This is a genomic window from Saltatorellus ferox (assembly GCA_007751475.1).
GTDB lineage: Bacteria > Planctomycetota > UBA1135 > UBA1135.
In genome coordinates, this window is sequence record CP036434.1 from 3695813 (window position 1) to 3716332 (window position 20520).

10 protein-coding genes are annotated in these 20520 nt (G+C 66.5%); 7 read left to right on the forward strand and 3 right to left on the reverse strand.

Going from position 1 to position 20520, the window contains the following annotated elements; genetic code table 11:
• Positions 1–5 precede the first annotated feature (5 nt).
• On the reverse strand, positions 6–827 hold the full coding sequence (locus Poly30_RS13245; protein WP_145198039.1) for a methyltransferase family protein: 822 nt from the start codon (positions 825–827) through the stop codon (positions 6–8).
• 221 nt (positions 828–1048) lie between these two features.
• Between Poly30_RS13245 and Poly30_RS13250 the strand changes: the two genes are divergently transcribed.
• On the forward strand, positions 1049–4285 hold the full coding sequence (locus Poly30_RS13250; protein ID WP_145198041.1) for a WD40 repeat domain-containing serine/threonine protein kinase: 3237 nt from the start codon (positions 1049–1051) through the stop codon (positions 4283–4285).
• 175 nt (positions 4286–4460) lie between these two features.
• Here the strand turns inward: Poly30_RS13250 and Poly30_RS13255 are convergent, their stop codons facing one another.
• The gene (locus tag Poly30_RS13255) at positions 4461–7202 is read right to left on the reverse strand and encodes a M14 family zinc carboxypeptidase (protein WP_419191339.1); all 2742 of its coding nucleotides are present in this window, start codon (positions 7200–7202) and stop codon (positions 4461–4463) included.
• A 111-nt stretch (positions 7203–7313) separates the two neighbouring features.
• Here Poly30_RS13255 and Poly30_RS13260 point away from each other — a divergent pair, with 111 nt between their 5' ends.
• Positions 7314–9065 (forward strand): cell envelope integrity TolA family protein, encoded by a 1752-nt coding sequence (locus Poly30_RS13260; RefSeq protein ID WP_145198045.1) that lies wholly within the window; start codon positions 7314–7316, stop codon positions 9063–9065.
• A gap of 9 nt (positions 9066–9074) precedes the next feature.
• Here the strand turns inward: Poly30_RS13260 and Poly30_RS13265 are convergent, their stop codons facing one another.
• The gene (locus tag Poly30_RS13265) at positions 9075–10280 is read right to left on the reverse strand and encodes an ornithine cyclodeaminase, nickel-pincer nucleotide-dependent (RefSeq protein WP_145198047.1); all 1206 of its coding nucleotides are present in this window, start codon (positions 10278–10280) and stop codon (positions 9075–9077) included.
• Positions 10281–10391: 111 nt separating this feature from the next.
• Between Poly30_RS13265 and Poly30_RS13270 the strand changes: the two genes are divergently transcribed.
• The 5 genes from Poly30_RS13270 to Poly30_RS13290 all read left to right on the forward strand — a co-directional run bounded on the left by Poly30_RS13270 (position 10392) and on the right by Poly30_RS13290 (position 20454).
• Positions 10392–11525, forward strand: coding sequence for an L-dopachrome tautomerase-related protein (locus Poly30_RS13270; protein ID WP_145198049.1), 1134 nt, complete (start codon positions 10392–10394; stop codon positions 11523–11525).
• 367 nt (positions 11526–11892) lie between these two features.
• Complete coding sequence (locus tag Poly30_RS13275; RefSeq protein ID WP_419191340.1) at positions 11893–13482, forward strand: DEAD/DEAH box helicase; 1590 nt, start codon at positions 11893–11895, stop codon at positions 13480–13482.
• 270 nt (positions 13483–13752) lie between these two features.
• Complete coding sequence (locus Poly30_RS13280; protein ID WP_145198051.1) at positions 13753–15648, forward strand: DEAD/DEAH box helicase; 1896 nt, start codon at positions 13753–13755, stop codon at positions 15646–15648.
• 70 nt (positions 15649–15718) lie between these two features.
• Entirely contained in the window at positions 15719–16828 is a 1110-nt protein-coding gene (corA, locus tag Poly30_RS13285) for a magnesium/cobalt transporter CorA (protein ID WP_145198053.1), read from the forward strand.
• Between the two features lie 14 nt (positions 16829–16842).
• Entirely contained in the window at positions 16843–20454 is a 3612-nt protein-coding gene (locus Poly30_RS13290; RefSeq protein WP_145198055.1) for a mechanosensitive ion channel domain-containing protein, read from the forward strand.
• Positions 20455–20520: the final 66 nt, after the last annotated feature.

Below are 20520 nucleotides of genomic sequence, written 5' to 3' on the forward strand. Positions count from 1 at the left end.
GACGATTACTGGGGCTGCTTCTCGCTGGCACTTGCGTCCACCGAGAAGCGGCGAAGTAAGCTGCGAACGGGGACGAGGCGGCTGACTCGGCGCTGATAGCCGACGTAGGGCGCACCGAGGGAAGAGGCCAGGTCCATTTCCTCCAGGGTGCTACCCACGACGATATAAGCCGAGGCTACCCCGGCGAACAACAGGTGCCCGTAGGTCATGTTCGGCGTGGACCACATGCCTATGAGCATTCCGAGATAGATCGGGTGGCGGACATGAGCATAGAGAGCGGGCATCTTGAACTCCGGCGGCGACAACTCGCGGCCCTTGATCGCGCGCCAGGGCTGGAGCAGACCGAAGAGCTCGAAGTGGTTGAGCTGGAACGAGGCGACGAGGAGAAGGCCGAAGCCCGACAGCGCCAGCACCTGAAGCGCGAGGGCCAACCAAGGGGTGGTGACCGTCCAAAGGCTACCCTCGATCGGAGACCAGAACAGAAAGAGCCCGATGAGGGCCGCGCAGGTGGCGAGGCAGTAGGTAGAGCGCTCGACGGGAGGGGGAACGAAGCGGCAGAGGAAGCGCTTGAAGGCGGGACGTGCCATCACGCTGTGCTGGAGTCCGAAGAGCGAGAGTAGCGCGAGGTTGCCGAGGATGGCGTTTGTGACTGGCCGGACGGGCCCCCTCGAAACCGAACGAGGTACGACCAGATCGAGCACGAAGCCGATCGTGTAGGCGAGTACGGCCACAGACAATCCATAGACGAGGAAACCATAGGCCATCATTCCAGCGCGGCGCCAGATCATTGGATGCCCGGGGCGGGTGGTGGTGGGAAGGTCATGCATGGGATCGCTGCTGGGAATACCGGTATACGGCGAGCGTGGATCGTGGGGGGCGCTGCTCGGGATGCCCGCAGGTTTGGCGGGCTCCGGCAGGTTCCGCGCATTCCGCTGGAAGAGCCTGCCGTGTTTCTCTGTTTTCCTGTCCGGTTCCGGAAGGGATTCTTTCGGACGAGCTGCCGCGACCTTCACGGGTCACGGTCCAAGGCGGCTACACTGGGTTCCCCATGCTGGACAGGAGGCTGCGCTCGCGCGCGAAGGAGATCTTTCTGGACGCGCTCGAAAAACCGCCGGAGCGGCGCGGGGAGTTCATCGCGAGGGCGACGGCGGGAGATCAGGAGCTGGGCGGTGCCGTCGAGCAACTCCTCGACGGGCATTCGAAAGCCGACGCGATCGCTGGCTGGTTTTCGGGCCCGCCGCAACCCGAGGACGGACTTAGCGTGGGTGAGGTTCTCGGGAACTACGAGCTTCTCGCCGAGCTCGACAGCGGATCCGACGGACGCGTCTTTCGCGCCCGACAGGAAGGTCTGGATCGCGAGGTTGCCCTGAAAGTGCCGGGTGCAGGGCGCTTCGCCTCGGCCGCCGAGGTCACTCGTTTCCGGCGCGAAGCGGAGGCGGTGGCACGCCTCGATCATCCAGGCATCGTCCCCGTCTACGACGTCGATGAGGTCGATGGGCGACACTTCTTCTCGATGAAGCTCATCGAGGGCGGAAGTCTCGCCAGTCGGATGGCGGAATTCTCGCTCCCCGAGGCCGCTGCCGGTCTGGTCGAGAAGGTGGCGCGGGCCGTACATCACGCGCACCAGCGGGGCATTCTTCACCGGGACATCAAGCCGTCCAATATCCTGCTCAGCCATTCCTCCTTGCCTGTCGTGGCTGACTTTGGAATCGCCGCAAAGCTGGGTGCCCGGGCGGAGACGTCTCGACTCGCCGTTGCTGGAACGCCAGCCTACATGGCTCCGGAGCAGGCGATGGATCTGGGTGAGCCGACGACGGCTACCGATGTGTGGGGGCTGGGGTGCGTCCTCTTCGAGCTGCTGGAGGGGAGCCCTCCCTTCCGGGGGAGCAGCGTCACGGACTCGCTGCGCAGGGCCAGAGAGGAAAGCACGCCCATGATGGCACGCGCTCACTCTGCACTGTTCCGGGGCCGCGCTGCCGACCTCGAAGCCATCGTCCGAAAGTGCCTTCAGAAGGATCCTGCGAATCGCTACGCGTCGGCTGGCGCGCTGGCAGAGGACCTTGGCTGCTGGCTGTCGCACCACCCCGTCTCCGTCCGGATACAGTCGCCGATCGAACGCCTGCAGTCGAATTGGCGTCGCCAGCCCTTTGCCTACACGCTGGCAGCCGCGTTGGCGCTGCTCGTGCTGTGCATCGCGATCTTGGCGCCCCTCGTGAGCATCGAACTCCGTCGGCGACTGGATCGCGCGCAGTTCGCAGAGGAAGTGGCGAGGACGCGCCTCCGAAGCGCGCTTCTGGCTCAATCGAAGGCGACTAGAACCAGCGATTCGCCGGGGCGCCGTGAGAATGCGCTGGTGAATCTCGCAGAGGCAGCTGCCATCGCGCCCAGCGCTGCATTGCGCGACGAAGCTATCCGGGTGCTGGCGCGGCCTGACCTTGTGGTGACGGCTGAATTTGTCTTCGAACCTGAGGCAGATGTGGCTCTCTGCGTCAGCGGTGATGGGCAATTCGTGGTTCTTGCGAATCAGAACGGCCCCTGTCGCGTCGTCGACCTCTCAAGCGGAGAGACGCAGTCCGTCTTCGTCGCCCCCCACGGGCGAGTCCGGTATGCACGACTGTCGCCTGACGGGGGGTGGATGCTGGCTCGGTCGCAGGGGGAGTTCATCCAGGACGGTCCTAAGATCTCGCTGGTCGACCTCGACACAGGTCAGGCGAGGCGAACCTGGGAAGAGGGTGGAACCTCCATTCGATTCGCCTTCGATCCCACGGGTCGATCCATCGCACTGCTGTTCGAGGATTCCAGGCTCGAGGTGGTTTCCTGCGAGACACTCCAAACAGTGATGGAGCTGGAGGTGACGTCCCTCTCCGATATCCAGTTCGGGCCGGATGGGAAGACCCTCTATGCCGCGACGGGAGAGGGGCGAAGTCTCCTCGGTATCGATCTTCTGTCCGGAACGACGAGGCGAATCGTTGAGGACCTTTCCCATCCCACCTCTACCATCGATATCGATCCGGCGGGTGAACGGATCGTTGTCGGCTACTACGCTGCGGAAGCACAGATCTTCGGCCTGGCGTCGGGGCGGCTGGTGAGCCGGTGCCTGGGACATGCCGCGGAGGTGGCTACCGTGGAATTCCTGGACGCAGGCCGCGCGGCGACCTCCGCGTGGGACGGCATGACCCGCACCTGGGACACCATGACGGGGCAGCCGTTGCTCGAGTGGCCGGGCCAGCTCTTGACAGGCAGCGACGGAACCAGGGGCGTGCTCGTCACGGCTCTGGGTGGCCGCCTCACGCGTCATTCCATCTCGCCATCCCCATTGCTCGTCACGCTCGGTGGACACGAGGGCAAGTCCCCGCGAGGCCTGGCTTGCTCCGCCGACGGAACATGGGTTGCCACCGGCGCTGTCGACGGAGTGCGCTTCTGGAACGTGAGCGCAGGTACGCTCCTCCTCCACATCGCGGATACGCGGGAGGTCTCGTCCATGGCGGCGTCCGGGAACGGGGCGTTTCTCTATATGAGCAACGGTGCGGGCGTCCAGCGCATCGACGTACGTGCCGCGCTGTCCGGTGGGTCGCCAGAGTGCGAGCAGATCATCGTGGGCGAAACGGGGGACCTGGCGGTGTCGTGGGACGGACGTCGGCTCGCTGTCGTGCGTCCCCAGGAAAGGGTCGAGGTCTACGATATCGACCGCGGCCTCCCTCGCCTGCTGCGGACGCTCGAAGCACCGGGGCGGGTCGCTGGACTGAGCCTCTCACCGGACGGGTTCAGGCTCGTCTCGGGCGCGTGGCGTGGCCGCGGCGTTCGCGGGTGGAATACCGATACCGGTGAGGTTCTGTTCGACAGACTCGCCGATTGCGGCCAGGTCCGCGTCGTCTTCGACGCCAGCGGAGATCGCGTGCTGGCGACAACTCCGGGCGCGCTGCAGGTCTGGGACCAGGAGGGACAACCGCTCTTCGAGGAGCGCTATTCGAATCGGCGGTCGTTCCGTTCCGCCGGGCATATCGCCGCCGATGCAGGGCGCCGTTGGATGGCGGCGGTGGTCGATCGTGACACGATCGAGCTGCGTGACGCTCGCACTTTCAAGATCGCGGCGCGACTGTGGAGCGACGGAGTGCCCCTCCAGTCGCTTCTCTTCGTCCCAGGCGCGTCGCTCCTGGTGGCAGGATCGACGGACGGCCGAGCCATGGTCTGGGACCTCCAGCGCATGGAGGTCGAGCTTGCGAAGCTTGGCCTGGCGCTGGAGTCGTGGCCACGGCGCGGCAGGCCACTTGTGCAGAGCCGCTGAATCGATGGCTCTTCAGCAGAATCCGTGGGTCTGCAGGGGCTCGGCGATCGTGACTGACCGGGCCTTGGGCCTCGGGGCTGGGGCCTTGGGCGGCGGGATACTGGTCTCCTACCCCTACGACCAGGAAAGTGAGCTCAGGTGCTTCAGGCCGACAGAGGCTGCAGAAAACCCGAAGCTACCGGCCGAGGGCGTGGCCGTGGTCGTACGCGGCCTCGTCCTCTTCCGTTCGGTCTTCGATCGGACCTCTTCGCTCGATCGCCTGGCCGAAGAAGATCGCGTTCAGGAGCAGCCTGCGCGTGCCGTACCAGACACCCCGGAACACCGGGTCGTCGATCATCGCGATCACGGTGCCAGAGCCGACGCGCTCGGCGCGGATGGCGGGCGTGGAGGCGATGCGCTCGACGCTGGACGCGCTCGCGAAGCCCGAGAGGAGAGGTTCGTCCGTGTATCGCAGCGGCGCGCTGAACGGATCGTTGCCTTCGGGGAGCGTTTCCTCGAAGTTGCGGAACACCGGGACCTGATCCCGGGTGAAGCCGTAGCCGAGGGGATGCGTGCGGTCGATATGGGCCTCGAAGATCGTTCCTGCGATGCGCTGTTCGGCGCGTAGAGCTTCGTAGTCTCCGTAAGGGATCGGGGCGAGCGGGCCGGGCGGCTTTTCCGTGCCCTTCGATGGCTCGACGGCCATCGGGTCGGCCTTGCGGAGCAGCTCCCTCGCGGCCCAGACGGCCGACCCTTTGGTCGCGATGAGCACGCCACCGCCGCGCACCCAGCTCGCCACGCTGGCCTGGTCGCCGTCATCCCACGCGGAGGTGGCTCCATTCACGAGGATCAGATGAGTGAAGGGCTCCAGCGTCGAAGCGCGCACTCCATCGGCAGCTTCGAGCAGGGTGACGGCCATACCCACGCGCGTGTCGAGCTCATGCCACATCTCGCCCGCCTCGTAGGAAGAGACGCGCCCGCCGACGACGAGGGCGAGATTCGGCGTCTCCAGCGCGGCGAAGCTGCCGCTCCCGAGGTCGGGGCCGTCGGGGGTCAGGCCAGAGGACAGAGGCCACGGCGTGGCCCAGCCCGCGCGCTGGACTTCCATGACGGCCTCGTGAACGCGGGCCGCGCTGAGACCCTGGGCGCCGACCGGCACCACGATGCTGCCGATCGGGAACGCGCGCGACGAGCGGTCGACGTCGGCGCGAAACGGTTTCGTTGCGACCCTGGCGCGCAAGCCTGCCTTTTGAAGGTGATGGAGCGCCCGTCCCGAATCGGCTCCATAGGGCTCGAAAGCGTACGCCACCGTATTCGCCGCTGGAAGCGGGACGTCTTCGAGAAGCGTGACGGCATCGAGCGGGAGGCCCGGCTTCAACGACGACCAGTCGCCGCGGGCCACGGGCGTGAGCGCCACGTCGAAGCTCAGCGGGAACGCCCACGCCGAAACGTCGTAGAACGTGTTGTCGTCCCAGCTCGTGCGCGTGTCGAAGAGAGCGCGGATCAGCCGGTACTGCGGCTGGTCTGCGGGCACGGTGAACGCGTATCCGCCTGGGAAGGTGGTGCCGGCGGGGAGCTGGAACGGGCCGCGCAGGGCGTGGACCTCGATCCCGTGCCAACGGAGGCGCTTCGCCATTTCGAGGGCGCGCGCGGAATCGTGCTCGTCGCCGAAGACCCAGCCGCCGATCTCAGCGCTCGCTGCGTCGGCCAGCGCGTCTCGATAGAACGCTCGTTGGTGTGCGCCGAGGCGATCCGCCATCTCTCCTACGGCCCTCAGGGTGGAGAGCGAGGTGGTGAACTGGTTCTTGATGGTGAACGGGAACGAGAGCTCGCCCCGATCGGTCTTGACCACGTGACCTCGCGAACTCGCCTGCTCGAACAGGATGCCGATGGCGCCGTGGATGTCCGGATAGGTCGAGCCCTTGCCGTAGTAGAAGTCGTCGAAGCGCTCCTCGGTGAAGTACTCCGAACCCATCGCGTCGAGCGCACGCGCGTGATAGGTGGCGATCTCCGCCGTGAGCGCATGGTTGCTCTCGGGCGTCATCGGGTTGCGCCGGCTCGGGATCCCGGGCTGGAAGAAGTAGCTCGAGCCGCTGCCCATCTCGTGGTAGTCGGTCAGCACGGTCGGTAGCCAGCGCTGGAACTGGCGGATGCGGCCGCGGGACTCCGGATGGGTGAGCAAGAGCCAGTCGCGGTTCAGGTCGAACCAGTAGTGGTTGGTCCGACCGCCCGGCCACTCCTCGTCGTGGTCGCGGTGGGCCGGTTCAACGGAGAGGTTCGTCCCGCGGTGCATGTTGGCCCAGTGGGCGAAGCGTGCGCCGCCGTCCGGATTGATGCAGGGATCGATCAGGACGACGGTCTTCTCCAGGAAGGCCTCGATCTCGGGGCCGGTGGCGGCGGCGAGGTGGTAGGCGAGCAGCAGGCTGGCGTTGCTCGCGCTGGACTCGTTGCCGTGGACGCCGTAGCCCATCCACACGATGGACGGGCCATCGTGGCTGTCGGCGCCGGTGCGGACGGCCTCGACGTGGGCGGCGCGGATCTCCTCCAGCCGCGCATGATTCGCGGGTGAGGTGACGATGCTGAGGAGCAGAGGCCGCGCTTCGTGGGTTCGCCCGTAGCGCTGGAGCGTCATTCGTGGGGACGCCTCGGCGCAGGTCTCGAACCAGTCGACGAGCTGGTCGTGCCGGACGTGCCAGGTGCCGACGGGCCAGCCGAGGATGTCCTCGGGCTTCGGAAACTCTGGATCGTAGGTTTGGCCCTCGGGGACATACTGCGCCAGGCGCGGCGGCCAGTGGCGATCGAGCTCCAGGGTGGACGATGCCACGGGGGCGAAGCTCCTGATCTCGACCTTCGGTTCCGGGGGAGTCGACTCCTGCGATAAGAGGGCAGGCGTGGAAGCGGTCACGACGCCGAGGACGCCGACGATACGGGTGAGCATGACGATCATGGCTACCAGTGTGCCTTACGGTGGGTCGGCCTGACGTTCGGAGCGCGTTTCCCGGCGCGCCTGCGGCTCGCTGCCTCGCCCGGATGGCGTATCATCACGAGCATGCGCTACCTCTGGAATCCGCTGATCGCGTCCCTCTGTCTCGCTGGCTCGGCCGCGGGCGCAACCGCTCCCACGGCCCCGGCGACGCAAGCGCGTCCAGCACGCGTCGTGTCCGCGGGTAGCGTCCAGGAACGCGCCGCGCAGGAAGCCGAGGCTTCGGCCACGGATCTGGAGGCCGTCGCGACGCGTTTGGAGGCCCTGGCGAAGGAGGCAACGCTCGCTGCCCGCGAGGCCCGGGCGAAGGCGATCGAGGCTCGACGAAGGGCTGACGGGGCAAGGAAGTCGGCGCTCCAGCTCAACCCCGCCGCGAGCGGTGAAGCTCCCCAGCTGGGTCAGGTCCCGGGCTCGATCCTGCGCGCCGCCGAGGAACGTGAGGTCGAGCGTACGCGCGAACTGGACGGTGGCGCGTCCCGTGAGGCGGAGACTCAGCCCCGCTCGGGCGCGCGCAGGCGGGGGGATGAAGGTGACGATACGCAGGTCAAGGCCATCCCGATCGAGCGCGACAAGCACGCTGCCGCGACTCGAACCGCGGACGAGAACAAGGCCATGTACTTCAAGCTCCTGCGTTCGAAGCACGACGCGGGCCCTCCGAAGACGGTGCGCCAGGAGACGTTCACGTTTCCACCCGGGGCGGCTCCCGACATGGCGGACTTCGACATCCGCGCCAAGTGGCAGTGGGGGATCAACGTCGCCCGCGGCCAGGGGAACTTCCAGGGGCCAGGGGCCGCGTCGCTCTCGAAGTCGGGCCACATCGATCTCGCACGCCTGCTCGTTCACCCGGACACGAACGTTCCGGACCACGGCGGCATGAAGTGGGGGCTTCGTCGCTACAACCTCGGGGACTCGACGGTGGTCGACTGCGACTTCGCCGACATCCCGCTGGAGCACGGCATCTACGACAACCTCTCGGGGCACGGGCTCTACCAGGGCAACACGTTCCACCACCTCGGCGGGCAGGCGATTCAGATTGCGTATCGCGACCAGAGCTACGAGCAGTACAAGGCGGACAACCTGCCGTTCCGCGGCAAGCCGCTCCTGATCCTCGAGAACAACCACGCCGCCGACTGCGGGCAGCACGCGAGCCGGTCGGGCTTCACGTGGACGTTCTTCGACTACGGCACGCACGAGTTCCCGTCGACGATCATCCTTCGCAACTGCACCTCGGTGCACGCCTGGGATTTCACGCGAACGAGCGGCGGGCAAACGGTCCAGCCAGATCATCCCCAGGCCATGCGGTCCCCTGGTGGTCTCATGGTGCATCAGTTCCAGCACGCCAAGGAGCAGAAGAAAGGCGAGCCCGTGACCTACGCGAACGAGTTCGTCGTCATCGACAACTGCCTCTTCGACCATACGCTGAACGGCAACCCCATCATGGCGATCCGGGGCGCGGAGACGATCCTGATCGAGGACTCGTGCTTTCTCTCCAGGGAGGGGCGCGGACGCTACGTGGATATCGATGACCAGCCCGATCGCCCGAGCGGGCGCGTGATCCTGGAGAACTGCGTGTCTCCACCCGAGGCCGAGGTCTTCCTACGGATTCGCGGGAAGGAGGTGATGTCGATGAACTGTCCAGGACAGCGAATCGAGATCGATGTGACAACGCTCGAGCGCACGGTGGGCGAGCCCCAGGACGACGAGATCGTGGATCTCCAGAGCCCACTGAGAGACCGGCGGCCGCCCCCGGGGATCACGGCGCAGCCGTCCGGGGTCATCACCGATCTGGCGGCTCTGGAGTCCCAGCGCGCACGCTGACCTGGTGGCTCAGCAGAGCTCGTCCGCGAGCCGCTGGAGGAACAGCCCGACGTCGGTCACGATCCCGACGGTCTGCGACGAACCGCGATCGCTGAGCTTCGTCACCACGGCCGGGTTGATGTCGACGCAGACGACGTGCACCCACGACGGCAGCATGTTGCCGACGCCGATGGAGTGCAGCATCGTGCTGAGCATCAGCACGAGGCCCGCGCCCTCCAGCTCGTTCGCGTACTGCTCCTGGGCCTCGACGAGGTCCATGACGGTATCCGGGAGCGGGCCGTCGTCGCGGATCGAGCCAGCCAGCACGAACTTGACGTCGTTCTTGACGAGGCTGTACATGAGTCCGCTCGTCAGCACGCCCTGGTGAACGGCCTCCGCGATCGATCCCGCGTGATTGATCCGATTGATCGCTCGCATGTGGTTCTTGTGCCCTTCTTCCACGGGCACGCCCTTCTCCAGGCTCACGCCCAGGGAGGTTCCGAAGAAGCAGTTCTCGATATCGTGAACCGCGATGGCGTTGCCCGAGAGCAGAACGTCGATCCAGCCCGCTTCGACGAGCCGACTGAACGGCTCGATGCCGCCCGTGTGAATCACGACGGGTCCCGCGACGACGACGATGCGCTCTCCCTTCTTGCGCACCTCTTCCATGATCTTGATGACGCGCTGGAGGCTCGTTTCGACGCGTCTCTCCGAGCTGATGTCATTGTTCATGAAGGCGAAGGTCTGCTTCTTTCGACCCGGCTGATCGAAGGTGACGCGGACGCCACCTGCGCCGCACACCACCTGTTCCCCCTGGCGGACATCGCGGAGCTTGCGGCAGATGGGGTCGCCCTCCTCGAGCACGATCACCGCGTCCATGCGCTGCTTCCCGACATTGACCCACCGCCCGTCGATTCGCACCTGGGTCTGATGGTTGGTCGTCGAGTAGAAGTCCTCGGGTACGCAGCCGTCCTTGGGCGCCTCCGCCCAGCGCGCATCACGGGCGGATTCGACCTCGCATCCGTAGGGGATGATGCCGTCGATGACGTGGTCGAGCGTCTCTCGATCCGGGGCCGTGACCTTCATGCGGACGAAGGACTCATCCTCGCCTCGCTTTCCGATATCGAACTGAAGTACCTCGTGGGTCGCACCCCGGTCCGCGATCAGGTCGAAGACGCGATCGAGGGTCTGGGTGTCGATGAGGTGGCCTTGGGCGGTGACGGTTTCGTGGAACATGCGTTGCAGGTCGGGTAGGAGACGGGCCCATGGTCCCCGAATCCGGCGATTCAACCAAGAGTGGTTCCCGGAGACTTGCGGATCGGGCTCGGAGCGAGGATCTTGGGTGGCATGTTGATTGCCTCGTATCGCCTGAGTCTCGAAGGCCTGGTGAGTCTTGCGCTTCTTGGCTCCTCGGCCGTTTCCTGCGCTTCGCCGCCCGCAGAGCCCATCGAGGTGCTCGCCGAACTCCAGGTCCGCCCGGGAAATCCGGCGGTCACGGTGGACGGGCGGCTGATCTTCAGCCAGCACCCCATGGACTCGCCCGAGTTCAAGGTGGTGGAGCTGGTCGAAGGTCCCGATGGGAAGGCGGAGGTGGTTCCGTTCCCGTCCTCCAGCTGGTCCCGCGATCGCTTCGGAGCCGTGATCGGCGTGGAGGCGCGGTCCGACGGGCTCGTCTGGATCCTCGACATGGGGGGGAGCGGCCTCACGCCGAAGCTCGTCGCCTGGGACACGAAGCGTGATTCGCTGGCGCACCAGATCCTGATCCCCGAGACCGTGAGGGTCGAGTCCTCTTTTCTCCAGGACATGGCGATCGTCGAGAAGTACGGCATGGTGGTGATCGCGGACATGACCTCGCCGGGGCCGTTCGAGACGCCGGAGCCTGCGCTGATCGTGGTGGATATCGACATGGGGACGGCGCGTCGTGTCCTTCAGGGCGACGCGAGCTTCATGCCCGACGTGGAACGGATCACGATCGGAGGTTCTCGGCTGCAGACCGTCACCAAAGGCGGGGATCTGCGAGACCTGAGGATGGCGCTGAATCCGATCACCGTGGATCCGACGCAGACCTGGATCTACTACGGCGCCATGAGTGGCGACCAGATCTATCGGATTCCGACCGAGGTCCTGGCGAACCCCGAACTCGGGGACGAGGCCCTGCGCGCCTCGATCGAGGAATACGCCACGAAGCCACCCTCCGATGGCATGCGGGTCGACGGGCAGGGACGGGTCTTCGTGACGGACCTTCAGGCCAGCGGGATCGGGGTCGCCACGCCCGAGGGATATCAGCTTCTCGACTCGGATCCGGTGCTCTTCTCCTGGCCTGACGGACTGGCGTTCGATCAGGACGGAGCGCTGATCGTGACGAGCAATCAGCTGCACCTGCACAAGGACTTTCACGGTGGCGTCGAGGGGGCAAGCCCTCCGTATCGCATCCTTCGGCTGAACGAGATCCGAGCCGAGCGGCCCTCCGGGGCGCCCTAGGAGTCTGCGCCACAGAATGCGATTCCGCGAGCAACGCCGCGAGCGTGGATCCTGGCGGTGCTCGCGGAATCGCATTCTGTGGCGCAGACTCCTAGGGCGCCCCGGAGCGGTCCATTTCTGCGTCAGACCCGGTTCCCGCCGAAGTTATCGGGGAAGTTTGACTCCGCCGGGGCCCGATTGCCCTACTCTTCGCGGGTCAGAGGCCAGATTCGGCCTTACCGACGCACAGCAGGGCGCCCCGGATTCTTCCGGCGAGGGGCCGCGTCGAGCCTAAAGTTACCGATCGTTCCCGTTGCTGTTGTATGGGTCGCGATACCTCGTCCCCGGCTGAAAAGATGCCGTCCGGCGAGGGCCAGCCCCCAACAATATGAGCCAGAGAGCACCCCGGAGGACCCAGCGGTCCCCCCAGGAGCCGAACTCTGGGCGCGCCGAACGTCGGTCCGAGGCCCCGCAAGGGATCAAGGTCAAGCGTCAGCCGTCCGGTTTCGACTCGTTTTCCCTTCGTCACGAACTCGTCCAGGCCATCGATGAGATGGGCTACACCGAGCCTCGTCCCATCCAGGTGAAGGGCGTTCCGCCCGCCATGCAGGGCCGTGATGTCCTGGGCCTCGCCCAGACCGGCACCGGCAAGACCGCAGCCTTCGTGCTGCCGATCCTTCAGCGCCTGCTGGTCGATCGCCGCCCGGGCCTTCGCGTCCTCGTGGTGACCCCGACGCGCGAACTCAGCATGCAGGTACACGCCGAGTTCGAGCGCCTCGGCCAGTTCACGCCCCTCACCGCGACCGCCATCTTCGGTGGCGTTCCGGTTGCACGTCAGATCCGCGCTCTCAAGGCGAGGCCCGACATCGTCGTGGCCTGCCCGGGGCGCCTCCTGGACCTCTTGAACCAGCGCGCCTTGAGCCTCGCCGAGGTGGAAGTGCTCGTTCTCGACGAGGCCGACCACATGTTCGACATGGGCTTCCTGCCCGACGTCCGACGCATCCTCAAGGCGCTCCCGGCGCGCCGCCAGAACCTCATGTTCTCGGCGACGATGGCCCGTGAGATCCGCAAGCTGGCCGACGAGGTGCTGCACAAGCCGGCCGTCGTCGAACTCGCGAACACGCGCCCCGCGGAGACGATCGAGCACCAGCTCGTGCCGCTGTCCGAGACGGACAAGCCGGGGGTTCTCGAGGAGCTACTGGCGGGCGACGACTTCGACTCGGCGATCGTGTTCACGCGAACGAAGCATCGCGCGAAGCGTCTGGCGAAGAAGCTGGACGCGCGCGGTCACGCGGCTGTCGCCCTGCAGGGCAACATGTCCCAGCCCCAGCGCGAGCGCGCGCTCAAGGGCTTCAAGGACGGTACCTACACGGTGATGGTGGCGACGGATATCGCGGCGCGCGGCCTCGACATCGAGGGTGTCAGCCACGTCATCAACTACGACGTGCCGATGACCCCTGACGCCTACACGCACCGCATCGGCCGTACGGGTCGCTCGGAGCGGACTGGCTCGGCTTTCACCTTCGTGACGGCGGACGACGGCAAACAGGTCAAGGACATCGAGAAGCGACTCGGTGCGAAGATCGAGCGCGTGCGCTTCCAGGGCATCGATCTGCCTGAGGTCGACGCGTCCAGCCTGGATCGCGAGCGCGGCCCGCGCGGCGGCCAGCGTGGCGGCGGCGGTGGCCGCGGCACCCGCAACAGTGGAGGAGGCTCCACGCGAGGCGGTGGACGCGGTGGCCCGCGCGGCCGCGGTCGTAGTACGGCAGGTGCAGGCGGCTCCGACTCTACCGGAGCCAAGCCGGGCCCCAAGCCGGGCCCCAAGCCAGGTACGACGCGCGTCCGCCCGGTGGCAGCCGCCGCTACGGCTGCAGAGCCGCGCCGCAGCGAACGACCCTCGCGACCCTTCGGGCTCGGTGTCGAGGGCGGTTCCGCCCGAGGCGGCGGCTCGCGCGGCGGCGGCCGACGCCGCCGCTAGTCTGGTGCCGTCGCGGATTGGAGAACGGTCCGCGACAGCCTTGGGAACCAGCGAATAGAAGCAGCCAAGAGAAACAGCGGCGCGCGAGCGGGAACCAGCCCTGGAACAGGGCGCTCGCAGAATGTGCCGACGTGTGTGGGCGAGCTCTGACAGCTCGCGAGTGCCCCGGGGGATGTGCTTTTGGGGACAGATAAGGAACGAACGTGAAATCGGGTGCCCTGAAAGCACCTCTTGAATGGCGCCCAGAGCGGTGCCCCGGGAACAACACAGATGACCGATACTCAACTGAGCGAAAGTGTGGACGCAGTGAACGACGAGAACTTCGAGGTGCGGAACGAGTCCCGCGCTGGGATTCCCCAGGATCAATTCGACGGACCGGATGGGAACCAACCCGTCCACGACCTCGAGGCGCCGGTGACGACGAGCGCGTCGGCGTTCGCCTCGCTCCCGGAGGCCCTGCGCCGGCCGCTCGAGGAGCGTGGCTTCGATTCGCTGACCTCGGTCCAAGAGGCGGTGGCCGATGCCGACGCAGCTGGCCGTGACCTGCAGATCTCGTCCCAGACCGGCTCTGGAAAGACCGTCGCGCTCGGCATCGTGCTGGCGCGTGGCGCCCTGCTGGAAGAGCGGCAGAGCGATGGACCGGAGGCGCTCGTGATCGTCCCCACGCGGGAGCTCGCGAACCAGGTCTCCGAGGAACTTGGCTGGCTCTTCGCCGGCATCCCCGGAACGCGCGTCGCTTCGGTGACGGGCGGTACGCCGATCTTCCGCGATCGTCAGACCCTCGGCAATCGGCCGCGCGTGCTCGTGGGCACGCCGGGCCGTCTCCTCGACCACGTCCGCTCGGGCGCCCTGGACCTTTCGGGGGCGCGTGAAATCGTGCTCGATGAGGCGGACCAGATGCTCGACATGGGCTTCAAGGAGGACCTCGAGGCCATCCTCGACGCGACGGCCGGAGGCCGCCGCACCCACCTGGTGTCCGCCACGTTCCCCGACGGGATCGCGCGCCTGGCGCGCCAGTACCAGAACGACCCCCTCGTCATCGAAGGCACCCGCCTCGGCGACGCCAACATCGACATCGAGCACGTCGGCCACCTCGTCAATGGCGGCGATCGGTATGCGTCGCTCGTGAACATCCTGCTCCTCAACGGCGGGACGAAGACCCTCGTCTTCGTCGAGCGCCGCGCTGACACGATGGAACTCGCCACCCGCCTGGAGGGTGACGGCTTCGCCGCGCTCCCGATCAGCGGTGATCTCGCCCAGAGTCAGCGCGAGCGCACGCTGGCCGCGTTCCGCGACGGACGCGCCACGATCCTCGTGGCGACCGACGTCGCCGCGCGCGGTCTCGACGTCCCGGACGTCGGCCTCGTCGTTCAGACGGCGCCGCCGATCGACTCCGAAATCTACACGCACCGCAGTGGCCGCACGGGCCGCGCCGGTAACAAGGGCACCTGCGTGCTCTTCGCACCTCCGCGTCGTCGTCGTCACGTCGAGCGTCTGTTGAATCAAGCGGCCGTCGAGATCGAGTGGCGCGATGTCCCAGGGGCCGACGAGGTCCAGCGCATGATCGACGAGCGCAACAAGGCGAAGATGGTTTCGCAGCTCGACGAGATCCTGGAGAAGGGCCTGCCGAAGAAGCATCGGAAGACCGCTGAAGAGCTGCTGGAGACCCGCGAGCCCCGCGACGTCGTGGCGGCGCTGCTCGCACAGCTCGAGCCAGCGGGCCGCGCTCTTCCGGTCCAGGTCGAGGGGGGCGGCTTTGCCCAGGAGCGAGGCTCCCGCCATGAAGGCGGCGGCGACGCCCGTGTTCGGGTGAGCGACACGGGCAAGGTGCGCTTCTTCATCAACTACGGCGAGAACCAGGGGGCGACCCCGGGCCGACTGCTCGCGTCGGTCTGCCGACGCGGTCAGGTCGAAGGCCACCATATCGGCGCGATCGCGATCCACCCGAACGCGAGCACGTTCGACGTCGACGGGTCGATGGCGGCGCAGTTCGAAGAGCTGGTCTCCCGACGCGACCCGCGTGATCCCCAGACGTTCATTCGCCGCGACCGCGGTCCCGTCGGCTCCTCCGGGGGCGCTCGGCGAGGCGGCGGAATGCGCGGTGCTCGCGGCGGATACGCTCGCCGAGGAGGAAGCCGCGGCTTCCCCCGCGGTCGCCGAGGGTAGTTCGAACGCTCGCGCCAGAGCTGAGTTTTGGGCACGACGCTCCGGGTGTCCGCCCTGGTAACGTGTGGCCATGAGCCTGTTCCGACGTACCTTCACGAAGCGCGGCGCTCCGCCGGGAGAGATCCAGGTGGAGCCCGGTGGCATCGCGCCCCGTGCGAGTGTGATGGAGTTCGATCTCACGGACCTCCGGGAGGTGTCCCACGCGGACCTCGCGGAGGTGCCCATCCCGACCGACGCCTCCAAGATCACCTGGGTCGATATCCAGGGCATCGGCGACGGCACGGCGATCCGGGATCTCGGGCTGCGCTTCGGCATCCATCCTCTGGCTGTCTCCGACATGGTCCATATGGGCCAGCGGCCCAAGGTCGACCGCTACGATAGCGGCATCCTCGTGGTGCTCCGCATGGTGCTCGTCGACGAGCGCGGCGTGGAGGGGCTGGTCTGGGAGCAGGTGAGCGTCTTCCTCGGACCGACCTGGGTTCTCACCGTCCAGGAGACCCACGAGGACGTCTTCGATCCACTGCGTCAGCGCATCCGCGGCGGCCGCAAGCAGATCCGCGGCAGCGGCTCGGACTACCTCGCCGCGATGGTGATCGACGCGATCGTTGACGGCTACTTCCCGGTCCTGGAAGCCTACAGCGACGAACTCGAAGAGTTCGAGGATCTCATCCTCACGGACAGCGAGGCGGAGCCTCTCGGGGACCTCTATACGACCAAGCGCGAGCTGGCGGCTCTACGGCGAGCGGCCTGGCCGCTTCGCGATGCGCTCCAGCGCCTCCTGCGCGAGAGCAGCAGCCCGCTCTCGGCCACCTCGCAGCTCCATCTGCGCGACACGCTCGATCACGTCATGCAGGTCGTCGACGTGACGGAGAGCTTCCGGGAGCTGGCATCGAGTCTCGTGGACGTTCATCTCTCGATGGTGGGTCAGCGCACCAACGACGTCATGCGTGTCTTGACGGTGATCTCCGCGATCTTCATCCCGCTGACCTTTTTGGCCGGCATCTACGGCATGAACTTCGACACCACGAAGCCGGGCAACCTGCCGGAACTCGAGTGGAAGTATGGCTATCTGTTCTTCTGGGGGGTCTGCCTGACGGTGGGCATCGGCCTGCTCGTTCTCTTCCGAAGGCTCGGCTGGCTCGGTGGCGCTCCCACGATGTCCGCGGAGAGCAATCGATGAGTCGCTGGATCCCCATGAATTGGATGGCTGTGGCCGTGGCGTCGCTCTGCTGGCTCGCGCCCGGTCTCCAGGCGGCGTCCGCGCCGATCGAGCCGCAGGTAGCGAGTTCGTCCTCTACGCCGAACGAACTGGCGAGGCTCAACGCCCACACGGAGGACGCGCGCGCCAGCACCGCGAAGTTCCGTGAGATGATCGAGTCCGCGCCAGCGCTGCGCGCATCTCTCGAGAAGGAACAGGCGGACGAGCAGCAGCGCCTCGTCGAGCAGGGACCGTCCGGCGCGACCGTCGTCGTGCCTCCCAATCCGTCGCTCGCCGATGCAGAGTCTTCGCTCGTGGAAGCTCGCGCCAAGGCGCAGGTGGCAGCGGACGCCGTGACCGCCCTGGAGGAGGAGTCGGCGCGTCGAACCTCTCGTCAGGAGCAGCTCCCCGCTGAGATCGCCCAGGCCGAAGAAGCCGTCAAGCTCGCAAGAGAGCGGAAGGATACGGCGCCTGCGGATGCGACGACTCCGGAGCGCATGGCCGAGCTGGCAGCCGAGGTGGTCCGCGCCGAGGCCTTCCTCGAAGCGGCGAGCGCGGAGCAAGACGCCTACGCGGCGCTTGGCGACGTTGTGCCTCTCCAGCGAGACGCGGCCGTCCGAAGGCGGAAGACCGCGGAGGCCGCGGTGGCTGCATGGCAGGAGGCCTACAAGGCTGCGAGTCAGCGCGATGCGGAGGCCACCAAGAAGGCCGCCGAGGCGCAGTTCAACGACACGGTGAAGCGGTATCCGACCCTCCAGAAGATCGCGTCGCAGAACTTCGAACTGGCCGCTCTGCGCTCGGGGCCCAAGGGCTTGCCGATGCAAATCTCGGCGGCGAACGAGAGCGTCCTGGAGGCGGAAGCGCTTCTGGCGGAAACGCTGCGCCGTCGAAGACTGGCTGCGCGACGCAATCGTACCGGTGCCTTGACGGAAGGCATGGCGGCGAAGCTTCGCCGTGACTTCGAGTGGCTGCCGAGCCGTGCCGACCTCGCAGCAGAGGATGCGAGTCTCGACCGTCGGCTGACCGAGGCCGAGATCCGCGAGATCAACCTCGAAGAGGATCTGGTCCTGGACCCTGAGGCGCGGGTGCAGGAGCTGATCGATCAGCGGATGAAGGAAGGGGAGAAGGCCCCCGAGGCCGGCTGGACGGAGGCCGCGCTCAAGCTTCTTCGGCAGCAGCGCGACATGCAGACCGCCGCGCTGGAGGAGGTGAGTCAACTCGAGAAGCGTCTCTACTCGGCGAGGACCTTGCGTGGCCAGGTACGAGAGGCGGTGGAGGAGTATCGTGCGTTCATCGAGGCCCGGATCGTCTGGGTGAGAAGCGCGCCTTTGAACCCGCTTTCGATGATCAGAACTGCACCCGAAGATGCGCTCGACATCGCCTCGGAGATGGCCAAGGCATTCCAAGCCGTCGAGGACGAGGACGACGGGAGTTCGCTACCCCCGCTGACGGCCGTACTCGCGCTGATCGGCTCTCTGATTCTGCTCGCGTCGAAGCGCTTTCTCGGGGGCAAACTGCGCGCGATGTCGGACTCCACTCGCTCCTACAAGAGCGACCGCTATCTGCTGACGCTCCGGGCGCTCGTCCAGACCGTGCTGCTCGCCGCCCCGCTGCCGATGATGATGTGGGCCATCGGGCGCTGGCTCGGCGCGGACCATCAGCCCGCGCTTCTCCGCTCCGCAGGGTCGGCGCTTCGCGAGGTGACCTGGCTCTATGGGGTGATGCGCTTCCTCGTCGTTCTCCTGCGGAGCGGGGGAGTCGGCATTTCGCACTTCCGATGGCGCGTGGACAGCGCGGAGCACGTGCGCAGGCATCTGCGCTGGTACGAGCCGATCCTCGTGGTACTGGCATTCGCCGCGCTCGCTCTCGATCGCCATGGCGTTCAGGCGTGGTCCGACTCCATCGGGCGCCTCGCGTTCATCGCCTGGACGCTCGTCACCGCCCTGTTCGTGAAGTGGGCGATCGGAGCCCAGAGTCCCATCTGGGAGCCCAAGAAAGGGGACGACGATGCTGGGTTCCTCCTGCGCACGAAGCGGCTCTGGTTGATCCTTGCGATCTCCATGCCGGTCGGTCTCTCGATACTCGCGCTGACCGGGTACTACTACACGGCGCTTCAGTTCGAACTCCGGATCCGAACGTCCGGCTACTTCCTGCTGGCGCTCCTTGTCGTCTATTCGATGCTGCTGCGCTGGCTCTACATCTCGCGTCGCAAGCTCGCCGTCACCCAGGCTCTCGAAGCTAGGGAACGTCGAAAGAAGGCCACGGAAACGAGCGCGGATGGCAGTCAGGCCCCCGCGCTGGATCTCGACCACGTCGATATTCCGTCCGTCGATGCGCAGACGAGGCAGCTCTTCAAGAGCAGCATGACTCTCACGAGCGTGCTGGGAATCTACCTGATCTGGACGAGCGCGCTGCCCGCTCTTCAGCAGCTCAATCGAGTCCAGTTGCTGCCGCGGCTCGCCATCATCAGCGACGAATCCGCCTCGCTCAACCCGGATTCCTTCACGAACGTCCCTCTGGCATCCGCGCCGTCTGGCGCCCCTTCGCCGTCGCCGGCGGGGTCGAGCGCGCGGGTGGCCAGCGGGCAGGCGTCGAAGAACAGCGCAGAAGCACCGACGTCCGGCGAAGGCCAGAAGGACACCGCTTCCGAATCCGGTTCGGAGGCTTCGGGCCCCAGCGCCACCGCTGGCCTACCGGGGATGCCCACGTCACAGAAGGAGTCGGCGAAAGACAGCGAGGCTCCGCCTATCTTGCTCAACACGCTGACCCTCGGGGACGTGCTGCTCGCGCTGATTTTCCTCGCGCTCACCAATGTCGCGGTGAGGAACCTGCCCGCGCTGCTGGAGCTCGCGCTTCTTCAGCGCTTGCCGCTCGACGGGGGGGCGCGCTATGCGATCACCACGATCGTGCGCTACCTGATTCTGATCGTTGGAGTCAGTGCGATCTCGGGGGCGGTCGGAATCGGCTGGCGCCAGGTGCAGTGGCTGGCAGCGGCGCTGACTTTCGGCCTGGCCTTCGGACTCCAGGAAATTTTCGCCAACTTCGTCTCGGGGCTCATCATCTTGATCGAGCGGCCGGTGCGGGTCGGTGACATCGTGACCGTCGGAGGAACCGAAGGGCGGGTGACGCAGCTGCGCATGCGCGCCACGACGATCCTCGACTGGGACCGCCGCGAGTACCTGATCCCGAACAAGGAGTTCATCACGGCGAGCGTGATCAACTGGACTCTGACCGATCCCGTGACGCGGGTGGTGATCGCCGTGGGGGTGGCCTACGGGTCGGATACGGATCTGGCGCGTAAGCTGCTCATCGAAGCGGCCAAGGAATGTCGCCAGGTGATGGACGACCCTGTCCCCAGCGCGATCTTCCGACGATTCGGTGACAGCACTCTCGACTTCGATCTGCGCGTGTACCTCGCGAACCGCGACCTCTGGCCCACGGTGATCGACGAGCTTCACAGCAAGATCGACAAGAAGTTCCGGTCGAACGGCATCGAGATCGCCTTCCCGCAGCGCGATGTGCACGTGAGCGGCGCCATTCACCTGGAGCGGCAGGGTGGATCGAAGAAGGAAGCCCAAGGACCTGGGAGCGAGGAGACCCAAGGGTGATTCTGGCTCGGATCCTTGCGCTATGGCCTGCGATCGCGGGTCAGGCAGCTCTGACGAATGAGTCCA

What these genes read in the sequence shown, in the direction of transcription:
- Poly30_RS13250 (WP_145198041.1), top strand. Translation starts at nt 1,049, where the DNA reads ATGCTGGACAGGAGGCTGCGCTCGCGCGCGAAGGAGATCTTTCTGGAC.
- Poly30_RS13275 (WP_419191340.1), top strand. Translation starts at nt 11,893, where the DNA reads ATGAGCCAGAGAGCACCCCGGAGGACCCAGCGGTCCCCCCAGGAGCCG.
- Poly30_RS13245 (WP_145198039.1), bottom strand. Translation starts at nt 827, where the DNA reads ATGCATGACCTTCCCACCACCACCCGCCCCGGGCATCCAATGATCTGG.
- Poly30_RS13290 (WP_145198055.1), top strand. Translation starts at nt 16,843, where the DNA reads ATGAATTGGATGGCTGTGGCCGTGGCGTCGCTCTGCTGGCTCGCGCCC.
- Poly30_RS13265 (WP_145198047.1), bottom strand. Translation starts at nt 10,280, where the DNA reads ATGTTCCACGAAACCGTCACCGCCCAAGGCCACCTCATCGACACCCAG.
- Poly30_RS13255 (WP_419191339.1), bottom strand. Translation starts at nt 7,202, where the DNA reads ATGCTCACCCGTATCGTCGGCGTCCTCGGCGTCGTGACCGCTTCCACG.
- Poly30_RS13280 (WP_145198051.1), top strand. Translation starts at nt 13,753, where the DNA reads ATGACCGATACTCAACTGAGCGAAAGTGTGGACGCAGTGAACGACGAG.
- Poly30_RS13270 (WP_145198049.1), top strand. Translation starts at nt 10,392, where the DNA reads ATGTTGATTGCCTCGTATCGCCTGAGTCTCGAAGGCCTGGTGAGTCTT.
- corA (WP_145198053.1), top strand. Translation starts at nt 15,719, where the DNA reads ATGAGCCTGTTCCGACGTACCTTCACGAAGCGCGGCGCTCCGCCGGGA.
- Poly30_RS13260 (WP_145198045.1), top strand. Translation starts at nt 7,314, where the DNA reads ATGCGCTACCTCTGGAATCCGCTGATCGCGTCCCTCTGTCTCGCTGGC.